General features: G+C 59.9%; 16 protein-coding genes. 2 read left to right on the plus strand and 14 right to left on the minus strand.

Features of this window, described 5'->3' with window-relative positions; all coding sequences use genetic code 11:
* Window positions 1-16: 16 nt before the first annotated feature.
* The 5 genes from ACZ47E_RS11180 to ACZ47E_RS11200 form a co-directional block, all read right to left on the minus strand.
* Window positions 17-895: a F0F1 ATP synthase subunit gamma gene (locus ACZ47E_RS11180; protein ID WP_037090230.1), complete on the minus strand. Its 879-nt coding sequence runs from the start codon at window positions 893-895 to the stop codon at window positions 17-19.
* Window positions 896-926: 31 nt separating this feature from the next.
* Entirely contained in the window at window positions 927-2,456 is a 1,530-nt protein-coding gene (gene atpA / locus ACZ47E_RS11185) for a F0F1 ATP synthase subunit alpha (protein WP_004443771.1), read from the minus strand.
* Window positions 2,456-3,022: a F0F1 ATP synthase subunit delta gene (locus tag ACZ47E_RS11190; RefSeq protein WP_004443773.1), complete on the minus strand. Its 567-nt coding sequence runs from the start codon at window positions 3,020-3,022 to the stop codon at window positions 2,456-2,458. The genes atpA and ACZ47E_RS11190 overlap by 1 nt, the downstream gene beginning before the upstream one ends.
* Before the next feature lie 260 nt (window positions 3,023-3,282).
* The gene (locus tag ACZ47E_RS11195) at window positions 3,283-3,669 is read right to left on the minus strand and encodes an AGROH133_08824 family phage infection protein (RefSeq protein ID WP_035210277.1); all 387 of its coding nucleotides are present in this window, start codon (window positions 3,667-3,669) and stop codon (window positions 3,283-3,285) included.
* Window positions 3,670-3,750: 81 nt separating this feature from the next.
* The gene (locus tag ACZ47E_RS11200; protein WP_022556933.1) at window positions 3,751-5,967 is read right to left on the minus strand and encodes a primosomal protein N'; all 2,217 of its coding nucleotides are present in this window, start codon (window positions 5,965-5,967) and stop codon (window positions 3,751-3,753) included.
* Window positions 5,968-6,088: 121 nt separating this feature from the next.
* On the opposite strand from ACZ47E_RS11200, the gene ACZ47E_RS11205 reads away from it, so the two are divergent.
* Together ACZ47E_RS11205 and ACZ47E_RS11210 are read left to right on the plus strand one after the other, a co-directional pair.
* Window positions 6,089-7,036 carry a tyrosine recombinase XerC gene (locus ACZ47E_RS11205; protein WP_278067047.1) on the plus strand — a complete coding sequence of 316 codons (948 nt, stop codon included), beginning with the start codon at window positions 6,089-6,091 and terminating at the stop codon, window positions 7,034-7,036.
* 80 nt (window positions 7,037-7,116) lie between these two features.
* A complete protein-coding gene (locus ACZ47E_RS11210) occupies window positions 7,117-8,211 on the plus strand; it encodes a TraB/GumN family protein (RefSeq protein WP_278067048.1) in 1,095 nt (364 codons plus the stop codon).
* Here ACZ47E_RS11210 and ACZ47E_RS11215 read toward each other — a convergent pair.
* The 9 genes from ACZ47E_RS11215 to sucC all read right to left on the minus strand — a co-directional run bounded on the left by ACZ47E_RS11215 (window position 8,189) and on the right by sucC (window position 18,569).
* Window positions 8,189-8,683, minus strand: a complete 495-nt coding sequence (locus ACZ47E_RS11215; protein ID WP_006698225.1) for a DUF2867 domain-containing protein — start codon at window positions 8,681-8,683, stop codon at window positions 8,189-8,191. The two genes, ACZ47E_RS11210 and ACZ47E_RS11215, sit on opposite strands and share 23 nt — an antisense overlap.
* Window positions 8,684-8,762: 79 nt before the next feature.
* Window positions 8,763-9,263: a cytochrome b gene (locus ACZ47E_RS11220; RefSeq protein ID WP_006698226.1), complete on the minus strand. Its 501-nt coding sequence runs from the start codon at window positions 9,261-9,263 to the stop codon at window positions 8,763-8,765.
* A 127-nt stretch (window positions 9,264-9,390) separates the two neighbouring features.
* Complete coding sequence (lpdA, locus tag ACZ47E_RS11225; RefSeq protein ID WP_107340320.1) at window positions 9,391-10,797, minus strand: dihydrolipoyl dehydrogenase; 1,407 nt, start codon at window positions 10,795-10,797, stop codon at window positions 9,391-9,393.
* Between the two features lie 66 nt (window positions 10,798-10,863).
* On the minus strand, window positions 10,864-11,505 hold the full coding sequence (locus tag ACZ47E_RS11230) for a LysE family translocator (RefSeq protein WP_006698228.1): 642 nt from the start codon (window positions 11,503-11,505) through the stop codon (window positions 10,864-10,866).
* Between the two features lie 13 nt (window positions 11,506-11,518).
* Window positions 11,519-11,932: an MAPEG family protein gene (locus tag ACZ47E_RS11235; protein WP_107340319.1), complete on the minus strand. Its 414-nt coding sequence runs from the start codon at window positions 11,930-11,932 to the stop codon at window positions 11,519-11,521.
* 70 nt (window positions 11,933-12,002) lie between these two features.
* Window positions 12,003-13,229 (minus strand): 2-oxoglutarate dehydrogenase complex dihydrolipoyllysine-residue succinyltransferase, encoded by a 1,227-nt coding sequence (odhB, locus tag ACZ47E_RS11240; protein ID WP_022556940.1) that lies wholly within the window; start codon window positions 13,227-13,229, stop codon window positions 12,003-12,005.
* 53 nt (window positions 13,230-13,282) lie between these two features.
* Window positions 13,283-16,279, minus strand: a complete 2,997-nt coding sequence (locus ACZ47E_RS11245) for a 2-oxoglutarate dehydrogenase E1 component (protein WP_004443801.1) — start codon at window positions 16,277-16,279, stop codon at window positions 13,283-13,285.
* A 176-nt stretch (window positions 16,280-16,455) separates the two neighbouring features.
* The gene (gene sucD, locus ACZ47E_RS11250; protein WP_278067049.1) at window positions 16,456-17,358 is read right to left on the minus strand and encodes a succinate--CoA ligase subunit alpha; all 903 of its coding nucleotides are present in this window, start codon (window positions 17,356-17,358) and stop codon (window positions 16,456-16,458) included.
* A 17-nt stretch (window positions 17,359-17,375) separates the two neighbouring features.
* On the minus strand, window positions 17,376-18,569 hold the full coding sequence (gene sucC, locus ACZ47E_RS11255; RefSeq protein WP_004443803.1) for an ADP-forming succinate--CoA ligase subunit beta: 1,194 nt from the start codon (window positions 18,567-18,569) through the stop codon (window positions 17,376-17,378).
* Between the last annotated feature and the right edge of the window lie 24 nt (window positions 18,570-18,593).

Below are 18,593 nucleotides of genomic sequence, written 5' to 3' on the forward strand. Positions count from 1 at the left end.
ACCCTCTTTCCTTACCTCAGAGCGCTTCCGCGCCCGAAATGATTTCAATGAGTTCCTTGGTGATCTGAGCCTGACGCTGACGGTTGTAGGACAGCGTCAGCTTGTTGATCATCTCACCGGCATTGCGCGTTGCGTTATCCATCGCGCTCATCTTGGCGCCCATTTCACCGGCAACGTTTTCGAGCAGAGCCCGGAAAACCTGAACCGAAATGTTGCGCGGAATAAGGTCTTCCAGAATAGAAGCCGCATCCGGCTCATATTCATAGACGGCGCTCTGCGTCGCGGCATCCTCTTCCACAACGGGCGTTGCGGCCGGAATGAGCTGCAGGCCGGTCGGGATCTGGCTGATGACGGACTTGAATTCCGAATAAATCAGCGTGCAGACATCGAACTCACCGGCGTTGAAGAGCGAGATCACCTTCTTGGCGATCTGGTCGGCATTTTCGAAACCAACCTTCTTCACGTCGCGCAGCTCGATGCGCTCGATGATGTTGGCTGCAAATTCGCGACGCAGGGCGTCGTAACCCTTCTTGCCGACCGTGATGATCTTGACCGTCTTGCCTTCCGAAATCAGCTTGCGGGCGTGATCGCGGGCAAAACGGGCGATTTGCGAGTTGAAACCGCCGCAAAGACCACGCTCAGCCGTGCAGACGACGAGCAGATGCACGTCGTTCTTGCCGGTGCCGGTCATCAGCGCCGGAGCAACGTCCGCCTCGACCGCATTCGCGATGTTGGCAAGAACGGCGCTCATGCGCTGAGAATAAGGCCGGGCGGCCTCCGCAGCTTCCTGGGCGCGCCGAAGCTTCGCCGCGGCGACCATTTTCATCGCCTTGGTAATCTTCTGCGTCGCCTTTACGGAGGCAATGCGGTTTTTCAGATCCTTTAGTGAAGGCATCCGTTATCCGTCCGAGTAAAAGAGCCCTGATTTAAGAGAAAGACTTGGCGAAACTATCAAGAGCGCCCTTGAGCTTGCCCTTGGTATCGTCGCTGATAGCCTTTTCCGTGCGGATGGTGTCGAGGATCGCCTTGCCTTCCGACCGGAGGTAGGAGAGCAGACCCTGCTCGAACTTGCCGACCTGTGCGACCGGAACCTTGTCGAGGTAACCGTTGACGCCGGCGAAGATCACCGCAACCTGTTCTTCCGTCTTGAGCGGCGAGAACTGCGGCTGCTTCAGAAGTTCGGTCAGGCGTGCACCGCGGTTCAGCAGGCGCTGCGTCGAGGCATCGAGGTCCGAACCGAACTGGGCGAAGGCGGCCATTTCGCGATACTGGGCGAGTTCACCCTTGATCGAGCCGGCAACCTGCTTCATCGCCTTGATCTGGGCGGCAGAGCCAACGCGCGAAACCGACAGACCGACGTTAACAGCCGGACGGATACCCTGATAGAACAGGTCGGTTTCAAGGAAGATCTGGCCGTCGGTGATCGAGATCACGTTAGTCGGAATAAAGGCCGAAACGTCGTTACCCTGGGTTTCGATGACAGGCAGAGCTGTCAGCGAGCCGGCGCCCATTTCGTCGGAGAGCTTTGCAGCGCGCTCGAGAAGACGGGAGTGGAGGTAGAAAACGTCGCCCGGATAAGCTTCGCGGCCCGGAGGACGGCGCAGCAGAAGCGACATCTGACGGTAAGCAACGGCCTGCTTGGAAAGGTCGTCGTAACCGATGAGGGCGTGCTTGCCGTTGTCGCGGAAGTATTCGCCCATGGCGCAACCGGCAAACGGTGCCAGGTACTGCATCGGAGCCGGATCGGAAGCGGTCGCAGCAACGATGATCGAGTACTGCAGCGCGCCGCGCTCTTCCAGAACCTTCACGAACTGGGCGACGGTCGAACGCTTCTGACCGATAGCGACGTAGACGCAATAGAGCTTGTCGCCGTCAGGACCATTGTCGTGAATGGCCTTCTGGTTCAGGATCGTGTCGAGAATGATTGCGGTCTTGCCGGTCTGGCGGTCGCCGATGACAAGCTCGCGCTGGCCGCGACCAACCGGGATGAGCGCATCGATGGCCTTGAGGCCGGTCGACATCGGCTCGTGAACCGACTTGCGCGGAATGATGCCGGGAGCCTTGACGTCAACGCGCGAACGCTTGGCGGCGTTGATCGGGCCCTTGCCGTCGATCGGATTACCGAGCGCGTCAACGACGCGGCCCAGCAGTTCCGGACCAACGGGAACGTCAACGATAGCGCCAGTCCGCTTTACGGTGTCGCCTTCCTTGATGTCACGGTCGGAACCGAAGATAACCACACCGACATTGTCGGCTTCGAGGTTGAGCGCCATACCGCGGATGCCGCCCGGAAACTCGACCATTTCACCAGCCTGAACATTGTCGAGACCGTAAACGCGAGCAATACCGTCACCGACGGAAAGCACCTGGCCGACTTCCGAGACTTCCGCCTCGTTGCCGAAATTTTTGATTTGATCTTTCAGAATTGCGGAAATTTCCGCGGCGCGGATATCCATCAGCCAACCTCTTTCAGTGCAAGCTTAAGGGTGGAAAGTTTGGTGCGAAGAGACGTATCGATCTGGCGGGAGCCGACCTTGACGATCAGACCACCGAGGATCGAGGGATCGACGGTAACGGAAACCGCCACATCCTTGCCGGTAACGCTCTTCAGCGCCGCCTTCAGTTCAGTTTCCTGCGCCTCGTCGAGCGCATGTGCCGAGGTGACCTCGGCGGTAATTTCGCCGCGGTGGGCGGCAGCAATGGTGCGGTAGGCGCGGATCATGCCGGGAACGGCGAAGAGACGGCGGTTATTCGCAACAACCTTGAGGAAATTCAGGGCAAGACCGGTGATGCCGGCCTTTTCGCAAATAGCGGTGATTGCCTTGAACTGGTCCTCGGCGGAGAACACCGGGCTCGCAACCAGACGCTTCAAATCGTCACTTTCATCGAGAAGTGCGCCAAACTTGTCCAGTTCGGCCTGAACCGCTTCGACCGTACCCGCTTCCAAAGCAAGCTCGAAAAGCGACGACGCATACCTTTCCGCTACACCGGATGTTCCCTGGGAGGTCTCTGCCACGGGCACTTTTTCCCTGCTAATCGTCCAAGACCATCAGCGATGGGGCTCCACCGCATCAAATTCTTGAAATCGTTTCAATTTCCCCGAAAAAGACCGGAATTCCCCCCTGCCTTTTCCCAATTTCGCGGTCCGTCTAGCATAGGATGCCGGGACTCGCAACACGCGTAATAGCGGAAAGCGCCGTTTGGGCAAGGGGGAATGCGTTAAATTTTCCGATTTCGCTCAGGATGCGGTGCCTGTGCGGCACAAAAGGCAAAAACCCGGCTTCACACCAGCCCGAACACGTAGCTCAACGAGAGTGCGGCGAGCAGAAAATGCACAACCAGAAGTAAGAGATTCCGCATGCTTGCGCCACCATCCGAGAGGATGGAGAGTATCCCGCCGAACACGCTGAGGCCGAATGCCGCACCGAAGGCGAGATAGACCATGGGCTGGGCGAGAAGCAGGGCGGCGGCGCCGAGGCCCAGGTAAAAGCCGGCAAGCGACGAGCGCACCAGCGCATAGCCATCCCGGCGTTCGCCGGCGGGCAGCAAACCGAAAGCGCGAAGCGTCAAGCCGGGTGCGAACATGAAAAACAGCCCGATGATGGCTGATACCACCGCCGCGCCGAAGGCCAATTGTTCGCCGAACTCGGTCGGAAAATAAAACTCCATATCGTTCCCCAAATCATTCTGTTTCCCGCTGGCGTTATGACACGGTCATGACAGCAGGAAAAAGCCCTTCTTTGCTAAAGTTCAAAGGAAACTTTGCGGATCGATATCCAGCTGAACATGCACGCTGCCGCGCTCTTTAGGGCCATTTGCCAGAAGCGTTCGCAGGAACGATTGCATGTCGGAGTTGCGTCGCCCGTGCACCAGCAACCGGAAGCGATGGCGGCCGCGGATGAGCGCGAGCGGCGCTTCCGCCGGGCCAAGCAGCATGATGCCGGTTACCTGCGGGGCCGCAGCCCGCAATCCACGCGCATGTGTCTCCGCCTCTGCGCGCGTATCGGCTGAGACGATGATCGAGGCAAGCCGTCCGAAGGGCGGCAGGACAGCCTTTTCGCGCTCCACGATCTCCCTCTCGTAAAAGGCCGAGGCGTCACCGGAGACGATCGCCTGCATAACCGGATGCTGCGGCTGATAGGTCTGGAGCAGGCCATGACTCTTGCGCCCCGTCCGTCCGGCGCGACCCGTCACCTGCGAAAGCAGCTGGAAGGTTCGCTCCGCCGCACGCGGGTCGCCATTGGCAAGGCCGAGATCGGCATCGACGATGCCAACGAGCGTCATCAGCGGGAAGTTATGCCCCTTGGCGACGAGCTGCGTGCCGATGACGATATCCGCCTCGCCTTTGACGATCGCCTCCAGCTCCAACCGCAACCGCTTGACGCCCATGAGATCGGAAGAGAGCACGATGGTGCGGGCATCGGGGAAATGTTTCTCCACCTCTTCGGCGATGCGCTCAACCCCCGGCCCGCAGGCCACGAGATGATCGAAGGTGCCGCATTCCGGGCAATGGTCGGGCGTCGGCTCGTTATGGCCGCACTGATGGCACTGCAACTGATTGCGGAAACGATGCTCCACCAGCCAGCTGGAACATTGTGGGCACTGAAAACGATGGCCGCAGACGCGGCACAGCGTCAGCGGCGCATAACCGCGTCGATTGAGGAACAGCAGCGCCTGCTCGCCCTTCTCGATCGTCTTGCCGATTCCGCGCAGCAGAACGGGTGACAGAAACCCTCCCCTTTCCGGCGGATGGCGGCGCATATCGACAAGATGCAGATCGGGCATTGCCGCATCGCCGAAACGCGTATGCAGGTGAATGGTGTTGTAACGCCCCGAACTGCCGTTGACCTGGCTTTCCACCGAAGGCGTGGCCGAAACCAGCACGACGGGGAATTCGGCGATACGCGCCCTCACCACCGCCATGTCGCGGGCATTATAGAAGACACGATCTTCCTGCTTGTAAGCGGGGTCGTGCTCTTCATCGACAATGATGAGACCAAGATTGTCGAACGGCAGGAAAAGCGCCGAACGTGCCCCAGCCACCACCTTCACCTCGCCGGTCACCGCCTGCCGCCAGACCTTTTCGCGCATCCGCGGCGACAGGTCCGAATGCCATTCGGCCGGTTTCGCGCCGAAACGATCCTGGAAACGCTCCAGAAACGCCGCCGTCAACGCGATTTCGGGCAGCAGGATGAGGACCTGCTTGCCTTGCCTGAGCGTCTCGGCCACGGCCTCGAAATAGACCTCGGTCTTGCCGGAGCCGGTCACGCCATCGATGAGCGAGACGTGAAAACCGCCCTTGCGCACATCCTCGAGAATCTCCGATGCCGCCTGTCTCTGCGGGCCTTCCAGACGCGGCTCGACATAATCGGGGTCAGGCTCGGGCACCACTGGCGGCGCGGGCAGGAATATCGTCTCGAACACGCCCTGTTTGACAAGCCCGTCGATGACACTGGTCGAAACGCCTGCAGCGTGGGCAAGCCCGCTCTTCGTCCAGCCGTGCCCTTCGGCCGCCAGCTCCATCACCCGTTCGCGGGCGGGGGTCAGGCGCTCCGGCCTACCTTCGGTCAGCCGCAGCCCCTCGATCATCGGTTCGGGATCGAAAGCGGCGGGCGCACGCAACGCCATGCGTGCCACGAGGCCGGGCGGAGAAAGCGTATAGGCGGCGACCCAGTCCACGAAGCGGCGCATTTCCGTCTTCATGGGCGGGCACTCGAAACTCTTGGTAATGGGCCGCAACTTCTTCGGATCGACAGCTTTCTCTCCGGTTTCGTCCCACACCACGCCGAACACCTGCCGGGGGCCAAGCGGCACCTGAACGACGGAACCAGTTTCCACCACCATATCTTCAGGCACAGCGTAGCTATAGGGCCCGGGCGCCGGCATGGGCACAAGAACGGGCACCGTGCGCGTGGGCGACGGCGGGTCGAACAGAGCCCCAAACAGATCGGACGAATCTTTTGCCATGATGTGGCGACCATGCCCCGGCGACAGGAAAAAGGAAACCGCCCGGATGTAGTGGGCGCACCACGCAAAGTCCACCTCTTAACCAAATGCTGACCATAAGCGCATAGTTTCGAATTGTGGAATGGAGCGCCGCGTGACCGAAATCCTGACATTCGCCGAACCCGACCTGCTCGCCGAGCGCCAAGCCTGGCTGACGGCGCTTGCAGGCGAGCGCCGCCTCTCCGACAACACCGTCGAGGCCTATGAGCGCGATACGCGTCAGTTCCTGACGTTCCTGACCGGCTACATCGGCAAACCAGCCTCCATAAGCGATATTGCCGATCTGCGCCCCGTTGATCTTCGCGCCTTTCTGGCCAATAGACGCAAGGAGGGCGCCGGCGCGCGGTCGCTTGGGCGGCATCTGGCGGGCCTGCGCTCGCTACTGCAACACCTGCAGAAAAAGGGACTCGTCAATGCGGCCGGCGCCACCGCAATGCGCGCGCCAAAACAGCCGAAATCGCTGCCGAAGCCGCTGACCGACCGTCAGGCGCTGAAGATCACCACGGCCGAGGCACAGTTGAACGAAGAACCCTGGATTGCCGCCCGCAACGCTGCGGTCATGTCGCTGCTTTACGGCTGTGGCCTGCGCATTTCCGAGGCACTGGGTCTTACTCCCGCCGATTTCCCACCCGGCGTGCGCAGCCTGCGCATCACCGGCAAGGGCAACAAGACGCGGATCGTGCCGCTGCTCGCAGTGGTGACGGAAGCGGTCGATACATACAAAAAGCTCTGCCCCTATGCCATGTCGGCGGACGAACCGATGTTCCTCGGGGCACGCGGCGGCAAGCTTCAGCCTGCCATCATCCAGCGTGAAATGCAGAAGCTGCGCGGCGCTTTCGGCCTGCCGGAAAACGCCACCCCGCATGCGTTGCGCCATTCCTTCGCCACCCACCTTCTGGCCGGCGGTGGGGATCTGCGCACCATTCAGGAACTACTCGGCCATGCCAGCCTCTCCACCACACAGGTCTATACCGGCGTCGATACGGCGAGACTGTTGGAGATCTACGACAACGCTCACCCACGCGCATGATGCAGGAAATGGTTAACCATAGGCATTAACCAGACGTCCAAACCGCCGTTCTATAAGCGAAAAAGAACCGGATTGGACCGATGCACAGCCTGATAAAGCCTCAAAATCTCACCGCCACCCTGATGGGCAAGACCGGCGACGCGCTGCTCTGGCTGCTGGCCGCCCTGCATGTCACCGCCGTTGCCATCCTGCTCATGACCTTGCTGTCACTCAGTGAAGCGGGGGCCACAGAGCGGAAGATCACCTGCACGGGCAGCGATATTCTCGTAGAGATGCGCAAAACCGATCCGCAAGCCTTCGCCGAGATCGAACAGGAAGCGGCCGCGATCCCGAACGGCAAGGGCAATTTCTGGCGCATCGAAAAGGCAGATACGGCCCCATCCTATCTTCTCGGCACCATGCATGTGACCGATCCGCGCGTTCTGGAGATGCCGGCCGCCGCCAGCCCCGCCTTTGAGAAGGCAGCGACTGTCATCGTCGAATCGGACGAGATCCTTGATGACAAGAAAATAGCGGCATCCCTGCTGGGCAAGCCCGAACTCACCATGTTTCTGGACGGAAAATCGATCACCGACATCCTGCCGCCCGACAATGTCGCGCGCCTCGAAAAGGGCCTGAAGGAGCGCGGCATTCCACTCAATGCCGTGTCGCGCATGAAGCCCTGGATGCTCTCGAGCTTCGTTGCCCTTCCCGCCTGCGAGTTTGCCCGCAAGGCAACGGGCCTTTCCTTTCTCGACAAGAAGCTTGCCGAAGATGCGGTTGCGAACGGAAAGCGCCTCGTCGGGCTGGAGACAATGGTCGAACAACTGACCGCCATGTCCGAACTGCCGATGGAATTTCATCTGCAGGCGCTTATCGAAACGCTTGAGCTTGGCGACCGCATGGATGACGTGATGACGACCATGACCGATCTTTACGTCGCGGGCGACATCGGCATGACCATGCCGATGCTGAAAAGTCTGGATCCCAAGAAGGCCGCCGACAACGATAAGGGCTACGCCGCTTTCGAACAGCGCATCATCACCGATCGCAACCATGTGATGGCGGACCGCTCCACCAATGAGCTTGCCAAGGGTAATGTCTTCATGGCCGTCGGCGCGCTGCACCTGCCGGGCGAAGGAGGCCTCGTGGAACTGCTGCGCGCGAAAGGCTTCACGCTGACGCGGGTTGAGTGACCGGAACAGTTCCTGTTTCGACGGGCCGGATAGAGGCGCAGAACGGTCGCATCGTCGCAGGCACGATACGGCGGTGAAACGGACCAACGAGAAGAAGATAAAACCGACCGAACAGGTTCTTGCGCCTGACGATGGTGGTGACGCTCGCCAGCTGGCGGTCTGCCGCATCTTCGAGATCGATGACGATGCGAAAATCGAGGTGGTGGTCATCAAAGCCGAGGACTGTTCGCTCTGGCGTGGAGGTGATGACCGGGAACCCGCCCGCAGAACTGCCCGCCGCCAGCTCGACCGTTTTTAAACCGACCATCGAAACGATACCGTTTCGAAGCGACATCAGGCCGCTGATCCATGCCGGAGGATGCTCCAGAAAAAGCCTGCTCACATCGAGCGAGGACGTTACAGGCGTTGTCAATTCACCCTGAAAGCAATCGTACCAATCGGCACCTGGCAATATATCTTCAATATTTGGCATCTTTGATCCCCAGCCGCTCCTTTGCAGCAAGGGAAACATGCCGTTTTTACGCGGCAGGGGGAACGTGACAAACCGCCGCTCAGCCGTGTGTCATGCGCCGGAGGAGACTGGTGCGCCAATAGAACTGATGAACAAGGACAGCCGCGACATGGCCCGCGATCAAAACCCACATCAGCACCTTGAACGGGCCGGAGTGTAGCTCCCCTGCCGCGCCTACGCCCAAGTAATAGGCGGCGATGCCGGAGAGTGGCAGGATGAAGAACAGCGCGTAAAGCGTAAAATGCGCCACCTTGGCGGCAATCTGCGCGAAACGCGGCTCTTCAGGCGGATGTGGCGGAACGCCCTGGATCAGCCGCAGACAGAGGCGCAGTACCGCAAGAAACAGCACGGCGAAGCCGACATAGGCATGGATATTGGCAGAAGAAATCTGATCTGGCGTCACTGTTTCACCCCGCCGCATCAGCCGGTAGGCATGGGCCATGGCATCCGGAAACAAGAGGTTGAAGAAAATCAGAAGCGCCATTGTCCAATGGATGACACGCTGCGGAATGGAGAAGGAAACTTGAGTGGAATGCGCCATTTTATTGCCTTTTATCAAAAGGTTAGACAGGCTTTAGCGCGAGTATGAGAAACCCCGGCCTGCATGGCAAGCCGGGGTTCAGCAGATGACGGAAATTTAATATTCGAGCGTCGGGCTCAAACGCCGATCACATGTGGATCGGCTTGAAGAACGTTGCCAGCGCCGCTTCCTTCACGGCTTCCGACATGGTCGGGTGCGCATGGCAGGTGCGGCCGAGATCTTCCGAGGAACCGCCAAATTCCATCAGTACGGTGATCTCGTGGATCATTTCGCCAGCGCCGAAGCCGACAATGTGACCGCCGAGAACCCGGTCGGTTTCCTTGTCGGCAAGGATCTTCACGAAACCATCCGTCACCTGCATGGCGCGGGCGCGGCCATTGGCGGTGAAGGGGAACTTGCCAACCTTGTAAGCGACGCCGGCGGCCTTGAGTTCCTCTTCGGTCTTGCCGACGGAAGCCACTTCCGGCTGCGTGTAAACGACTGCCGGAATGACGTCGTAATTCACGTGACCGCGCTGGCCGGCAAGGATTTCCGCAAGCGCAACACCCTCGTCTTCCGCCTTGTGCGCCAGCATCGGGCCCTTCACCACGTCGCCAATCGCATAGATGCCATCGACATTGGTCTTGAAGTGTCCATCGATTTCGACACGGCCGCGGCTATCGAGCGCCACGCCGGCTTCGGCGAGGCCGAGACCTTCGGTGTAGGGCTTGCGGCCGGTGGAGATCAACACGACGTTTGCTTCCAGCGTCTCGGCAGCGCCGCCCTTGACCGGCTCGAACACGACCTTGGCGCCGGCAGCGGCCTTTTCAACAGCCGTTACCTTTGCGCCGAGCTTGAAATCGAGGCCCTGCTTGGCGAGCAGACGCTGCGCCTGCTTGGAAACTTCGGCATCCATGCCGCCGAGAATGTTGTCGAGATATTCGACGACGGTAACCTTGGCGCCGAGACGCGACCAGACCGAACCGAGTTCAAGGCCGATGACGCCGCCGCCGACAACGATCAGCTTTTCCGGAACCTTGGAGAGAGCGATTGCGCCGGTGGAGGACACGATGACGCTTTCATCGATATCAACCTGAACACCCGGAATGCCGGCAACGTCAGAACCCGTGGCAATGACGATATTCTTTGCTTCGATTTCCTGTGTCTCGCCCTTGTCGTTGGTGACGGAAACCTTGCCGGCCGACACAACCTTGCCGGTGCCCTGGAAAGCATCGATCTTGTTCTTCTTGAACAGGAAGGCAACGCCATCGACATTGGCCTTCACCACGCCGTCCTTGTGACCCATCATCTTTTCAAGGTTCAGCTTGGGCGCTGCAACTTCGATGCCGAGCGAGTCGACACCATGTGCAACATGCGCGAAGGTTTCGGACGCGTGCAGCAGCGCCTTGGAGGGAATGCAGCCGACATTGAGGCAGGTGCCGCCATAGGTCGCGCGCTTTTCGATGACAGCGACCTTGAGGCCCAGCTGCGCCGCCTTGACCGCGCAAACATAACCGCCGGGGCCGGTGCCGATTACAACTACATCATATGCCATGTTCTGGTTCCTGCTTTATAGGGGCAAGATATCGGATCATTGCCCAGCTTCCATTTGACCTGAAACTCAGGCCGCTTTTTCCGTTGCGAGTTTTATACCGAGGGCGATGAAAACCACCCCGCTGGTGCGGTCGATCCATTGGCTGGCGCGCTGAAACGCGGCGCGCATCCGTGGTGTCGTCATGAAGAGGCTGACGCCAACGAACCAAAGGATGAGGCAGCTTGCCATGACGAGACCGTATCCGAATTTGACGGCCACCGGCGTGTGGGCGTGAACCACCGTCGAAAAGATCGACAGAAAGAAAAACACCGGCTTGGGGTTGAGCGCGTTGGCCGCAAAACCGAGCGTAAACGCCTTCAGCGCCGTCTGACTGCTTTTCGCCTGAACGTCTTCACCTTCGGCAGCGGGCAATTCGGTCTTGCCAGCGCGCAGCGCCTTGATGCCGATATAGATCAGATAGGCGACACCCAGCCATTTGACGATGTTGAAGAGATAGATCGACTGGGAAATGATCAGGCCAAGGCCGAGGATCGTATAGGTGACATGGAACATAAGCGATGTCCCGACGCCGAAGCTGGTGATGATGGCCTGCTTGCGCCCATGCACCATCGCCTGACGCATGACCATGGCAAGATCGGCGCCAGGCGACACGATCGCGAAGGAGAAAATCGCCATCAGGGATGCAAGTTCGATGAGATATTGATGCATCGTAAAGCAGCCTTCAGAACATCAGCACGAAAAACATGAGTGCCAGGCCGAGCATCGACCCCAGCCAGACGAAAGACCGTATATAGGGGACGCCCGCCAGATAGAGCGGAATGTAGATCACCCGGCAGATCAGCCAGATCCAGGCGCCAGTGAGCGCCAGACCGGCAGGATCACCCGCCATGATGACCCCGAAAGCGAGCGCCAGAAAAGCCGGGTATGTTTCCCGGAAATTCGCAGACGCGCGTGAGGCACGACCGGAAAGCCTGCCCTTCGGCTCTCGGCTGCCATCCCTCGGGCCGGCATTCCATTCAAGCCCGAATTCCGTGGTCGCCGTCATCCCCTGCAACATGACGTGCACGACGAGGAGAAGAACGCTCAGACCGACAAGCGGCAAAAAAGGCGAAGCGGCTAGAAATGTCGGCTGCACGTCTGCTCTCCCTGTTAGTCTTTCAGCGGGGCTTCACTTGAAGCCCCGCTGAAACGAAAAGCAAGAGCGATTAGAGATCAAGAACCAGACGTTCCGGATCCTCGAGGCTTTCCTTGACGCGAACGAGGAAGGTCACGGCTTCCTTGCCGTCAACGATACGGTGATCGTAGGAGAGCGCCAGATACATCATCGGGCGAATGACGACCTGCCCGCCGATGGCGACCGGACGCTCCTGGATCTTGTGCATGCCGAGAATACCCGACTGCGGTGCGTTGAGGATCGGCGAAGACATCAGCGAGCCGTAAACGCCACCATTGGTGATGGTGAAGGTGCCGCCCTGCATGTCGGCCATGCCGAGCGAACCATCGCGCGCCGCCTTCGCAAGACGGCCGAGTTCCTTTTCGACGCCGGCGATGGAAAGCTGGTCGGCATCGCGGATGACCGGAACGACAAGACCCTTGTCCGTGCCGACAGCCATGCCGACGTGACAATAGTTCTTGTAGATGATGTCCGTGCCGTCGATTTCGGCGTTGACGGCAGGCAGTTCCTTCAGCGCGTGGGTCACGGCCTTGGTGAAGAAGCCCATGAAGCCGAGCTTGACGCCATGCTTTTTCTCGAACACGTCCTTGTAACGGTTACGCAGGTCCATAACCGCGCTCATGTCCACTTCGTTGTAAGTGGTGAGCATGGCGGCGGTGTTCTGCGCGTCCTTGAGGCGCTTGGCGATGGTCTGACGCAGGCGCGTCATCTTCACACGCTCTTCGCGAACCTGATCCTGTTCGGCGGAAACCGGACGCGGTGCAGCAGCAGGAGCCGGAGCGGCCGGAGCCGAAACGCCCTTGGCGACAGCAGCGAGCACATCACCCTTGAGCACCTGGCCACGCTTGCCGGAACCGTCGACCTGATCGGCAGACAAGTTGTTTTCAGCAAGCAGCTTGCCAGCGGCAGGTGCCGGCGGCATGGCGCTGGCGGCAGAAGCAGCGGGAGCCGGAGCGGCGGCCGCGGCAGCAGCAGGCTTTGCCGGTTCGGCAGCCGGTGCGGAGGTCGCAGCGCCGGCAGCACCTTCGGCGATCTGGCCGAGAAGCGCGTCGAGCCCAACGGTCTCGCCGTTCTGCGCAACGATTTCAGTCAGAACGCCAGAGGCAGGCGCCGGGACTTCGACGGTAACCTTGTCGGTTTCCAGTTCAACGAGAGGTTCGTCGGCCTTGACGGTGTCGCCGACCTTCTTGAACCAGGTGCCGACGGTCGCTTCGCTGACGGATTCGCCGAGGGTTGGTACGCGGATTTCAGTGGCCATGATCTAGTTCCGTTATTCAGGTGTCTTTTTTGCGGGGCGATGCGGGAGAGTTCTCACTCTCCCAGCGCGTCTTCCAGGAACGCAGCAAGCTGCGCCAGATGCTTGGACATCAGGCCGGTCGCCGGAGAGGCGGCAGCCGGACGGCCCGTGTAACGGACCTTCTGGTACTTGGCGTCGATATGCGCCAGGACCCATTCCAGGTAAGGGTCGATAAACGACCACGCACCCATGTTCTTCGGCTCTTCCTGGCACCAGACCATCTCCGCATTGCGGAAACGCGACAGTTCGTTGATGAGCGCCTTGGCCGGGAACGGATAGAGCTGTTCGATACGCAGCAGATAGATATCGTCGATGCCGCGCTTCTCACGTTCTTCCAGCAGATCATAATAGACCTTGCCCGTGCACATGACGACACGGCGGATTTTCGAATCCTTCTGCAGCTTGATCGGGCCGTCCTTGATGACTTCAGCATCGTCCCACAGCAGACGGTGGAAGGAGGACTCGCCTGCAAGCTCGGCCAGCGAAGAGGTGGCGCGCTTGTGACGCAGCAGCGACTTCGGCGTCATCAAGATCAGCGGCTTGCGGAAGTCGCGCTTCACCTGGCGGCGCAGGATGTGGAAGTAGTTTGCCGGCGTCGTGCAGTTGGCGACCTGCATGTTGTCTTCCGCGCACATCTGCAGCCAGCGCTCCAGACGGGCGGACGAATGTTCCGGACCCTGGCCTTCGTAACCATGCGGCAGCAGGCAGACCAGACCGGACATGCGCAGCCACTTGCGTTCACCCGACGAGATGAACTGGTCGAACACCACCTGTGCTCCGTTGGCGAAGTCGCCAAACTGGGCTTCCCAGAGCGTCAGCGCATTCGGACGGGCGAGCGAGTAACCATATTCGAAACCAAGGACGGCTTCTTCCGAAAGCATCGAGTTGATGACTTCGTAACGGGCCTGCGTCGGCGCGAGGTTCGCGAGCGGGATGTAACGCTCTTCAGTTTCCTGATCGTAGAGAACCGAATGGCGCTGCGAGAAGGTGCCGCGTTCGCAATCCTGACCGGAGAGGCGGATCTTGTGGCCTTCGACGGCGAGCGAACCGAAAGCAAGCGCTTCCGCCATCGCCCAATCGATGCCTTCGCCGGTCTCGACCATCTGCGAGCGGTTTTCCATGAAACGCTGGATCGTGCGGTGGGCGTTGAAACCCTCGGGAATGGTCGACAGTTTCTTGCCGATTTCCTTCAGCTGCTTCATCGGCACGCCGGTCTTGCCGCGACGCTGCTCATCCGCATTGTCGGCGGCACGCAGGCCGGACCACTGACCGTCCAGCCAGTCGGCCTTGTTCGGCTTGTAGGACTGCCCCGCCTCGAATTCCTGCTCGAGATGGGCGCGCCAGTCGGCCTTCATCTTTTCGAATTCGCCTTCGCTGAGCAGGCCTTCGGCGATCAGACGGTCGGCATAGATGCGCGCGACGGTCTTGTGGCCGCGGATGACCTTGTACATCTTCGGCTGCGTGAACGCCGGCTCATCGCCTTCGTTGTGGCCGAAGCGGCGGTAGCAGAACATGTCCACGACGACGGGCTTGTGGAACTTCATGCGGTATTCGGTGGCAACCTTGGCCGCATAGGTCACAGCTTCCGGATCGTCACCGTTGACGTGGAAGATCGGCGCTTCGATCATCTTGGCGACGTCGGACGGATAGGGCGACGAACGGGAGAAGGCCGGGTTCGTCGTAAAGCCGATCTGGTTGTTGATGATGAAGTGCATGGTACCGGCAACGCGGTGACCGCGCAGGCCGGAGAGGCCGAGAATTTCAGCAACCACGCCCTGACCCGCAAAAGCGGCATCGCCGTGCAGAAGCAGCGGCAGAACCTTGGCGCGCTCGGAAAGCGGAATGACATCGCCTTCCCACACCTTGGCCAGCTGGTCCTGCTTGGCACGGGCCTTGCCCATGACGACAGGGTTGACGATTTCAAGATGCGACGGGTTGGCCGTCAGCGACAGGTGAACCTTGTTGCCGTCGAACTCGCGGTCCGAGGAGGCACCGAGGTGATACTTCACGTCACCCGAACCTTCGACGTCGTCTGGCTTGAACGAACCACCCTTGAACTCGTGGAATACGGCGCGGTGCGGCTTGCCCATGACGTTGGTCAGAACGTTCAGGCGGCCGCGGTGAGCCATGCCGAGAACGACTTCTTCGAGCCCTTCCTGGCCGCCGCGCTTGATGATCTGCTCGAGCGCCGGGATCAGCGATTCACCGCCATCGAGGCCGAAACGCTTGGTGCCCTTGAAACGCACGTCGAGGAACTGCTCATAACCTTCGGCTTCGACCAGCTTTGACAGAATGGCCTTCTTGCCTTCGGCCGTGAAGGCAACGCCCTTGTCCGGACCTTCGATGCGCTCCTGAATCCAGGCCTTCTCTTCCGGGCTGGACATGTGCATGAATTCGACGCCGATAGTGGAGCAATAGGTGCGCTCCAGAATATCGATCATCTCGCGCACGGTCGCATATTCGAGGCCGAGCACGTTATCGATGAAAATCTTGCGGTCGTAATCGCTTTCTTCAAAGCCGTAGGACTTCGGCGAAAGCTCGTTATAGTCCTCGACGGCAACGGCAATACCGAGCGGATCGAGCTTGGCATGCAGGTGGCCGCGCATGCGGTAGGCGCGGATCATCATGATGGCGCGAACGCTGTCACGGGTCGCCTGCAGCACTTCGGCTTCGCTGACCGGCTTGCCGGTATCGGCGCTCTTGGCCTCAGCCTTTGCCTGAACCTTCTTTTCGATGGCCTTTTCGACCGTGGCCCAGTTGCCATCAAGTGCGGAAACCAAGTCGCCATTTGCCGGGATCGGCCAGTTGGCACGCTTCCAGGAGGCGCCCTTGGCCGCCTTCTTCACATCTTCCGGATTATCGGACAGTGCCTTGAAGAAGCTCTGCCACTCCGGCGACACGGAAGAGGGGTCCTCTTCGTACCGGGCATAGAGCTGCTCGATATAGGCTGCATTCGCGCCGTCCAGAAACGACGTGATCTGAAACTGCTCGTTCGCTTCTTGCCTTGCCATTGTGTTCTTGCGGACTTGTCCGTCCGCCTCCTCGATGCCGTTAGGGCCGTTCGACCGGCCTGCCGCTTTGATTATTGCTGTCTGCCGCCGGGGCGGTATGCCGTCTGTTTGTCTTCTTGCGGCATCGGGCAGCGCGAGCTTGAAGCCGCGCCGCCCGTTACCGGTTTCATGTGGTCTCAGCCCTTGAGGACTTCAACCAGCGTCTTGCCGAGGCGCGCCGGGGAAGGCGAAACCTTGATGCCCGCTGCTTCCATGGCAGCGATCTTGGATTCCGCATCGCCCTTGCCGCCGGAAACGACAGCACCGGCGTGGCCCATGGTGCGGCCCTTCGGAGCCGTACGACCCGCGATGAAGCCGGCCATCGGCTTCTTGCGGCCCTTCTTGGCTTCGTCGATCAGGAACTGCGCCGCATCTTCTTCAGCCGAACCGCCAATTTCGCCGATCATGATGATCGACTGCGTGGCGTCGTCAGCGAGGAACATTTCCAAGACGTCGATGAACTCGGTGCCCTTGACCGGGTCGCCGCCGATGCCGACAGCCGTCGTCTGGCCGAGGCCTTCGTTGGACGTCTGGAACACGGCTTCATAGGTCAGCGTGCCGGAGCGCGAAACGATACCGACCGAACCCTTGCGGAAGATAGAGCCCGGCATGATGCCGATCTTGCATTCTTCCGGCGTCAGGATGCCGGGGCAGTTCGGGCCGAGCAGGCGGGACTTCGAACGGTCGAGGCGAGCCTTGACGCGGACCATGTCCATGACCGGGATGCCTTCGGTGATGCAGGTGATGAACGGAATTTCCGCATCGATGGCTTCGATGATCGCGTCTGCTGCACCTGCCGGCGGAACATAGATCACGGATGCATCTGCACCGGTCTTTTCCTTGGCTTCGGCAACCGTTGCGAAGATCGGCAGGGTTTCGCCCTTGGAACCGGTCCAGGTTTCGCCACCCTTCTTCGGATGAATACCGCCGACCATCTCCGTGCCGTAATAGGCAAGCGCCTGTTCGGTGTGGAAGGTACCGGTCTTGCCGGTCAGACCCTGAACGAGGATCTTGGTGTCTTTATTAACGAGAATAGACATTATTTCCGGTCCCTCAATTAGCCGTTGATCGCCGCGACGATCTTCTTGGCTGCGTCGTCCAGATCGTCAGCAGCCGTAATCGCAAGGCCCGATTCGTTCAGAAGCTTCTTGCCAAGTTCGACATTGGTGCCTTCAAGGCGAACAACGAGCGGAACCTGCAGACCGACTTCCTTCACCGCGGCGATAACACCCTCGGCGATAACGTCGCACTTCATGATGCCACCGAAGATGTTGACGAGGATGCCCTCGACCTTCGGGTCGGCAGTGATGATCTTGAAAGCTGCCGCAACCTTCTCCTTGCCGGCGCCGCCGCCGACGTCGCAGAAGTTTGCCGGCTCCTTGCCGTAAAGCTTGATGATGTCCATGGTGGCCATCGCAAGACCTGCGCCGTTGACCATGCAGCCGATGTTGCCGTCGAGGGCGACGTAAGCGAGGTCCCACTTGGAGGCTTCGATTTCCTTGGCGTCTTCTTCGGTCTCGTCGCGCAGCGCCTTGACGTCGTCATGGCGGAACATGGCGTTGCCGTCGAAGGAAACTTTGGCGTCGAGAACGCGCAGATGGCCATTTTCCATGACGATCAGCGGGTTGATCTCGAGGAGAGCCATGTCCTTCTCGCTGAAGGCCTTGTAAAGGATCGGGAAGAGCGACTTGGCATCTTCGGCTGCAACGCCGTCAAGCTCAAGCGCCTTGGAGATCGCAGCAACGTCGGCATCGGAAACGCCCTTTTCAGGGTTGATGGCGATGGTGTGGATCTTTTCAGGCGTGTCGTGGGCGACGGCTTCGATGTCCATGCCGCCTTCAGTGGAAACCACGAAGGCAACCTGGCCGACCGAACGGTCTACCAACAGCGAGCAATAGAGTTCGCGAGCGATATCAGCGCCGTCTTCGATATAGAGACGGTTGACCTGCTTGCCGGCATCGCCCGTCTGCGCCGTTACCAGCGTGTTGCCGAGCATGTCCTTGGCGTGGGAAACGACTTCTTCAATGGACTTGGCCAGACGAACGCCGCCCTTGGCGTCCGGGCCGAGTTCCTTAAACTTGCCCTTGCCGCGGCCGCCAGCATGGATCTGGCTCTTGACGACATAGAGCGGGCCCGGAAGCTGCTTTGCGGCAGCTTCAGCTTCTTCGACCTTGAGAATGGCAACGCCTTCAGCAACCGGCGCGCCGTAGCCCTTCAGAAGAGCCTTGGCCTGATATTCGTGAATATTCATGGAATAATCCCTGTTTGGAACCGC

Source organism: Agrobacterium sp. 5Ca39 (assembly GCF_055382365.1).

Bases quoted from the DNA above. Each gene is read 5' to 3' on its own strand.
- ACZ47E_RS11180 (WP_037090230.1), bottom strand. From the start codon at position 895: ATGCCTTCACTAAAGGATCTGAAAAACCGCATTGCCTCCGTAAAGGCG.
- atpA (WP_004443771.1), bottom strand. From the start codon at position 2,456: ATGGATATCCGCGCCGCGGAAATTTCCGCAATTCTGAAAGATCAAATC.
- ACZ47E_RS11195 (WP_035210277.1), bottom strand. From the start codon at position 3,669: ATGGAGTTTTATTTTCCGACCGAGTTCGGCGAACAATTGGCCTTCGGC.
- ACZ47E_RS11200 (WP_022556933.1), bottom strand. From the start codon at position 5,967: ATGGCAAAAGATTCGTCCGATCTGTTTGGGGCTCTGTTCGACCCGCCG.
- ACZ47E_RS11205 (WP_278067047.1), top strand. From the start codon at position 6,089: ATGGAGCGCCGCGTGACCGAAATCCTGACATTCGCCGAACCCGACCTG.
- ACZ47E_RS11210 (WP_278067048.1), top strand. From the start codon at position 7,117: ATGCACAGCCTGATAAAGCCTCAAAATCTCACCGCCACCCTGATGGGC.
- ACZ47E_RS11215 (WP_006698225.1), bottom strand. From the start codon at position 8,683: ATGCCAAATATTGAAGATATATTGCCAGGTGCCGATTGGTACGATTGC.
- ACZ47E_RS11220 (WP_006698226.1), bottom strand. From the start codon at position 9,263: ATGGCGCATTCCACTCAAGTTTCCTTCTCCATTCCGCAGCGTGTCATC.
- lpdA (WP_107340320.1), bottom strand. From the start codon at position 10,797: ATGGCATATGATGTAGTTGTAATCGGCACCGGCCCCGGCGGTTATGTT.
- ACZ47E_RS11230 (WP_006698228.1), bottom strand. From the start codon at position 11,505: ATGCATCAATATCTCATCGAACTTGCATCCCTGATGGCGATTTTCTCC.
- odhB (WP_022556940.1), bottom strand. From the start codon at position 13,229: ATGGCCACTGAAATCCGCGTACCAACCCTCGGCGAATCCGTCAGCGAA.
- ACZ47E_RS11245 (WP_004443801.1), bottom strand. From the start codon at position 16,279: ATGGCAAGGCAAGAAGCGAACGAGCAGTTTCAGATCACGTCGTTTCTG.
- sucD (WP_278067049.1), bottom strand. From the start codon at position 17,358: ATGTCTATTCTCGTTAATAAAGACACCAAGATCCTCGTTCAGGGTCTG.
- sucC (WP_004443803.1), bottom strand. From the start codon at position 18,569: ATGAATATTCACGAATATCAGGCCAAGGCTCTTCTGAAGGGCTACGGC.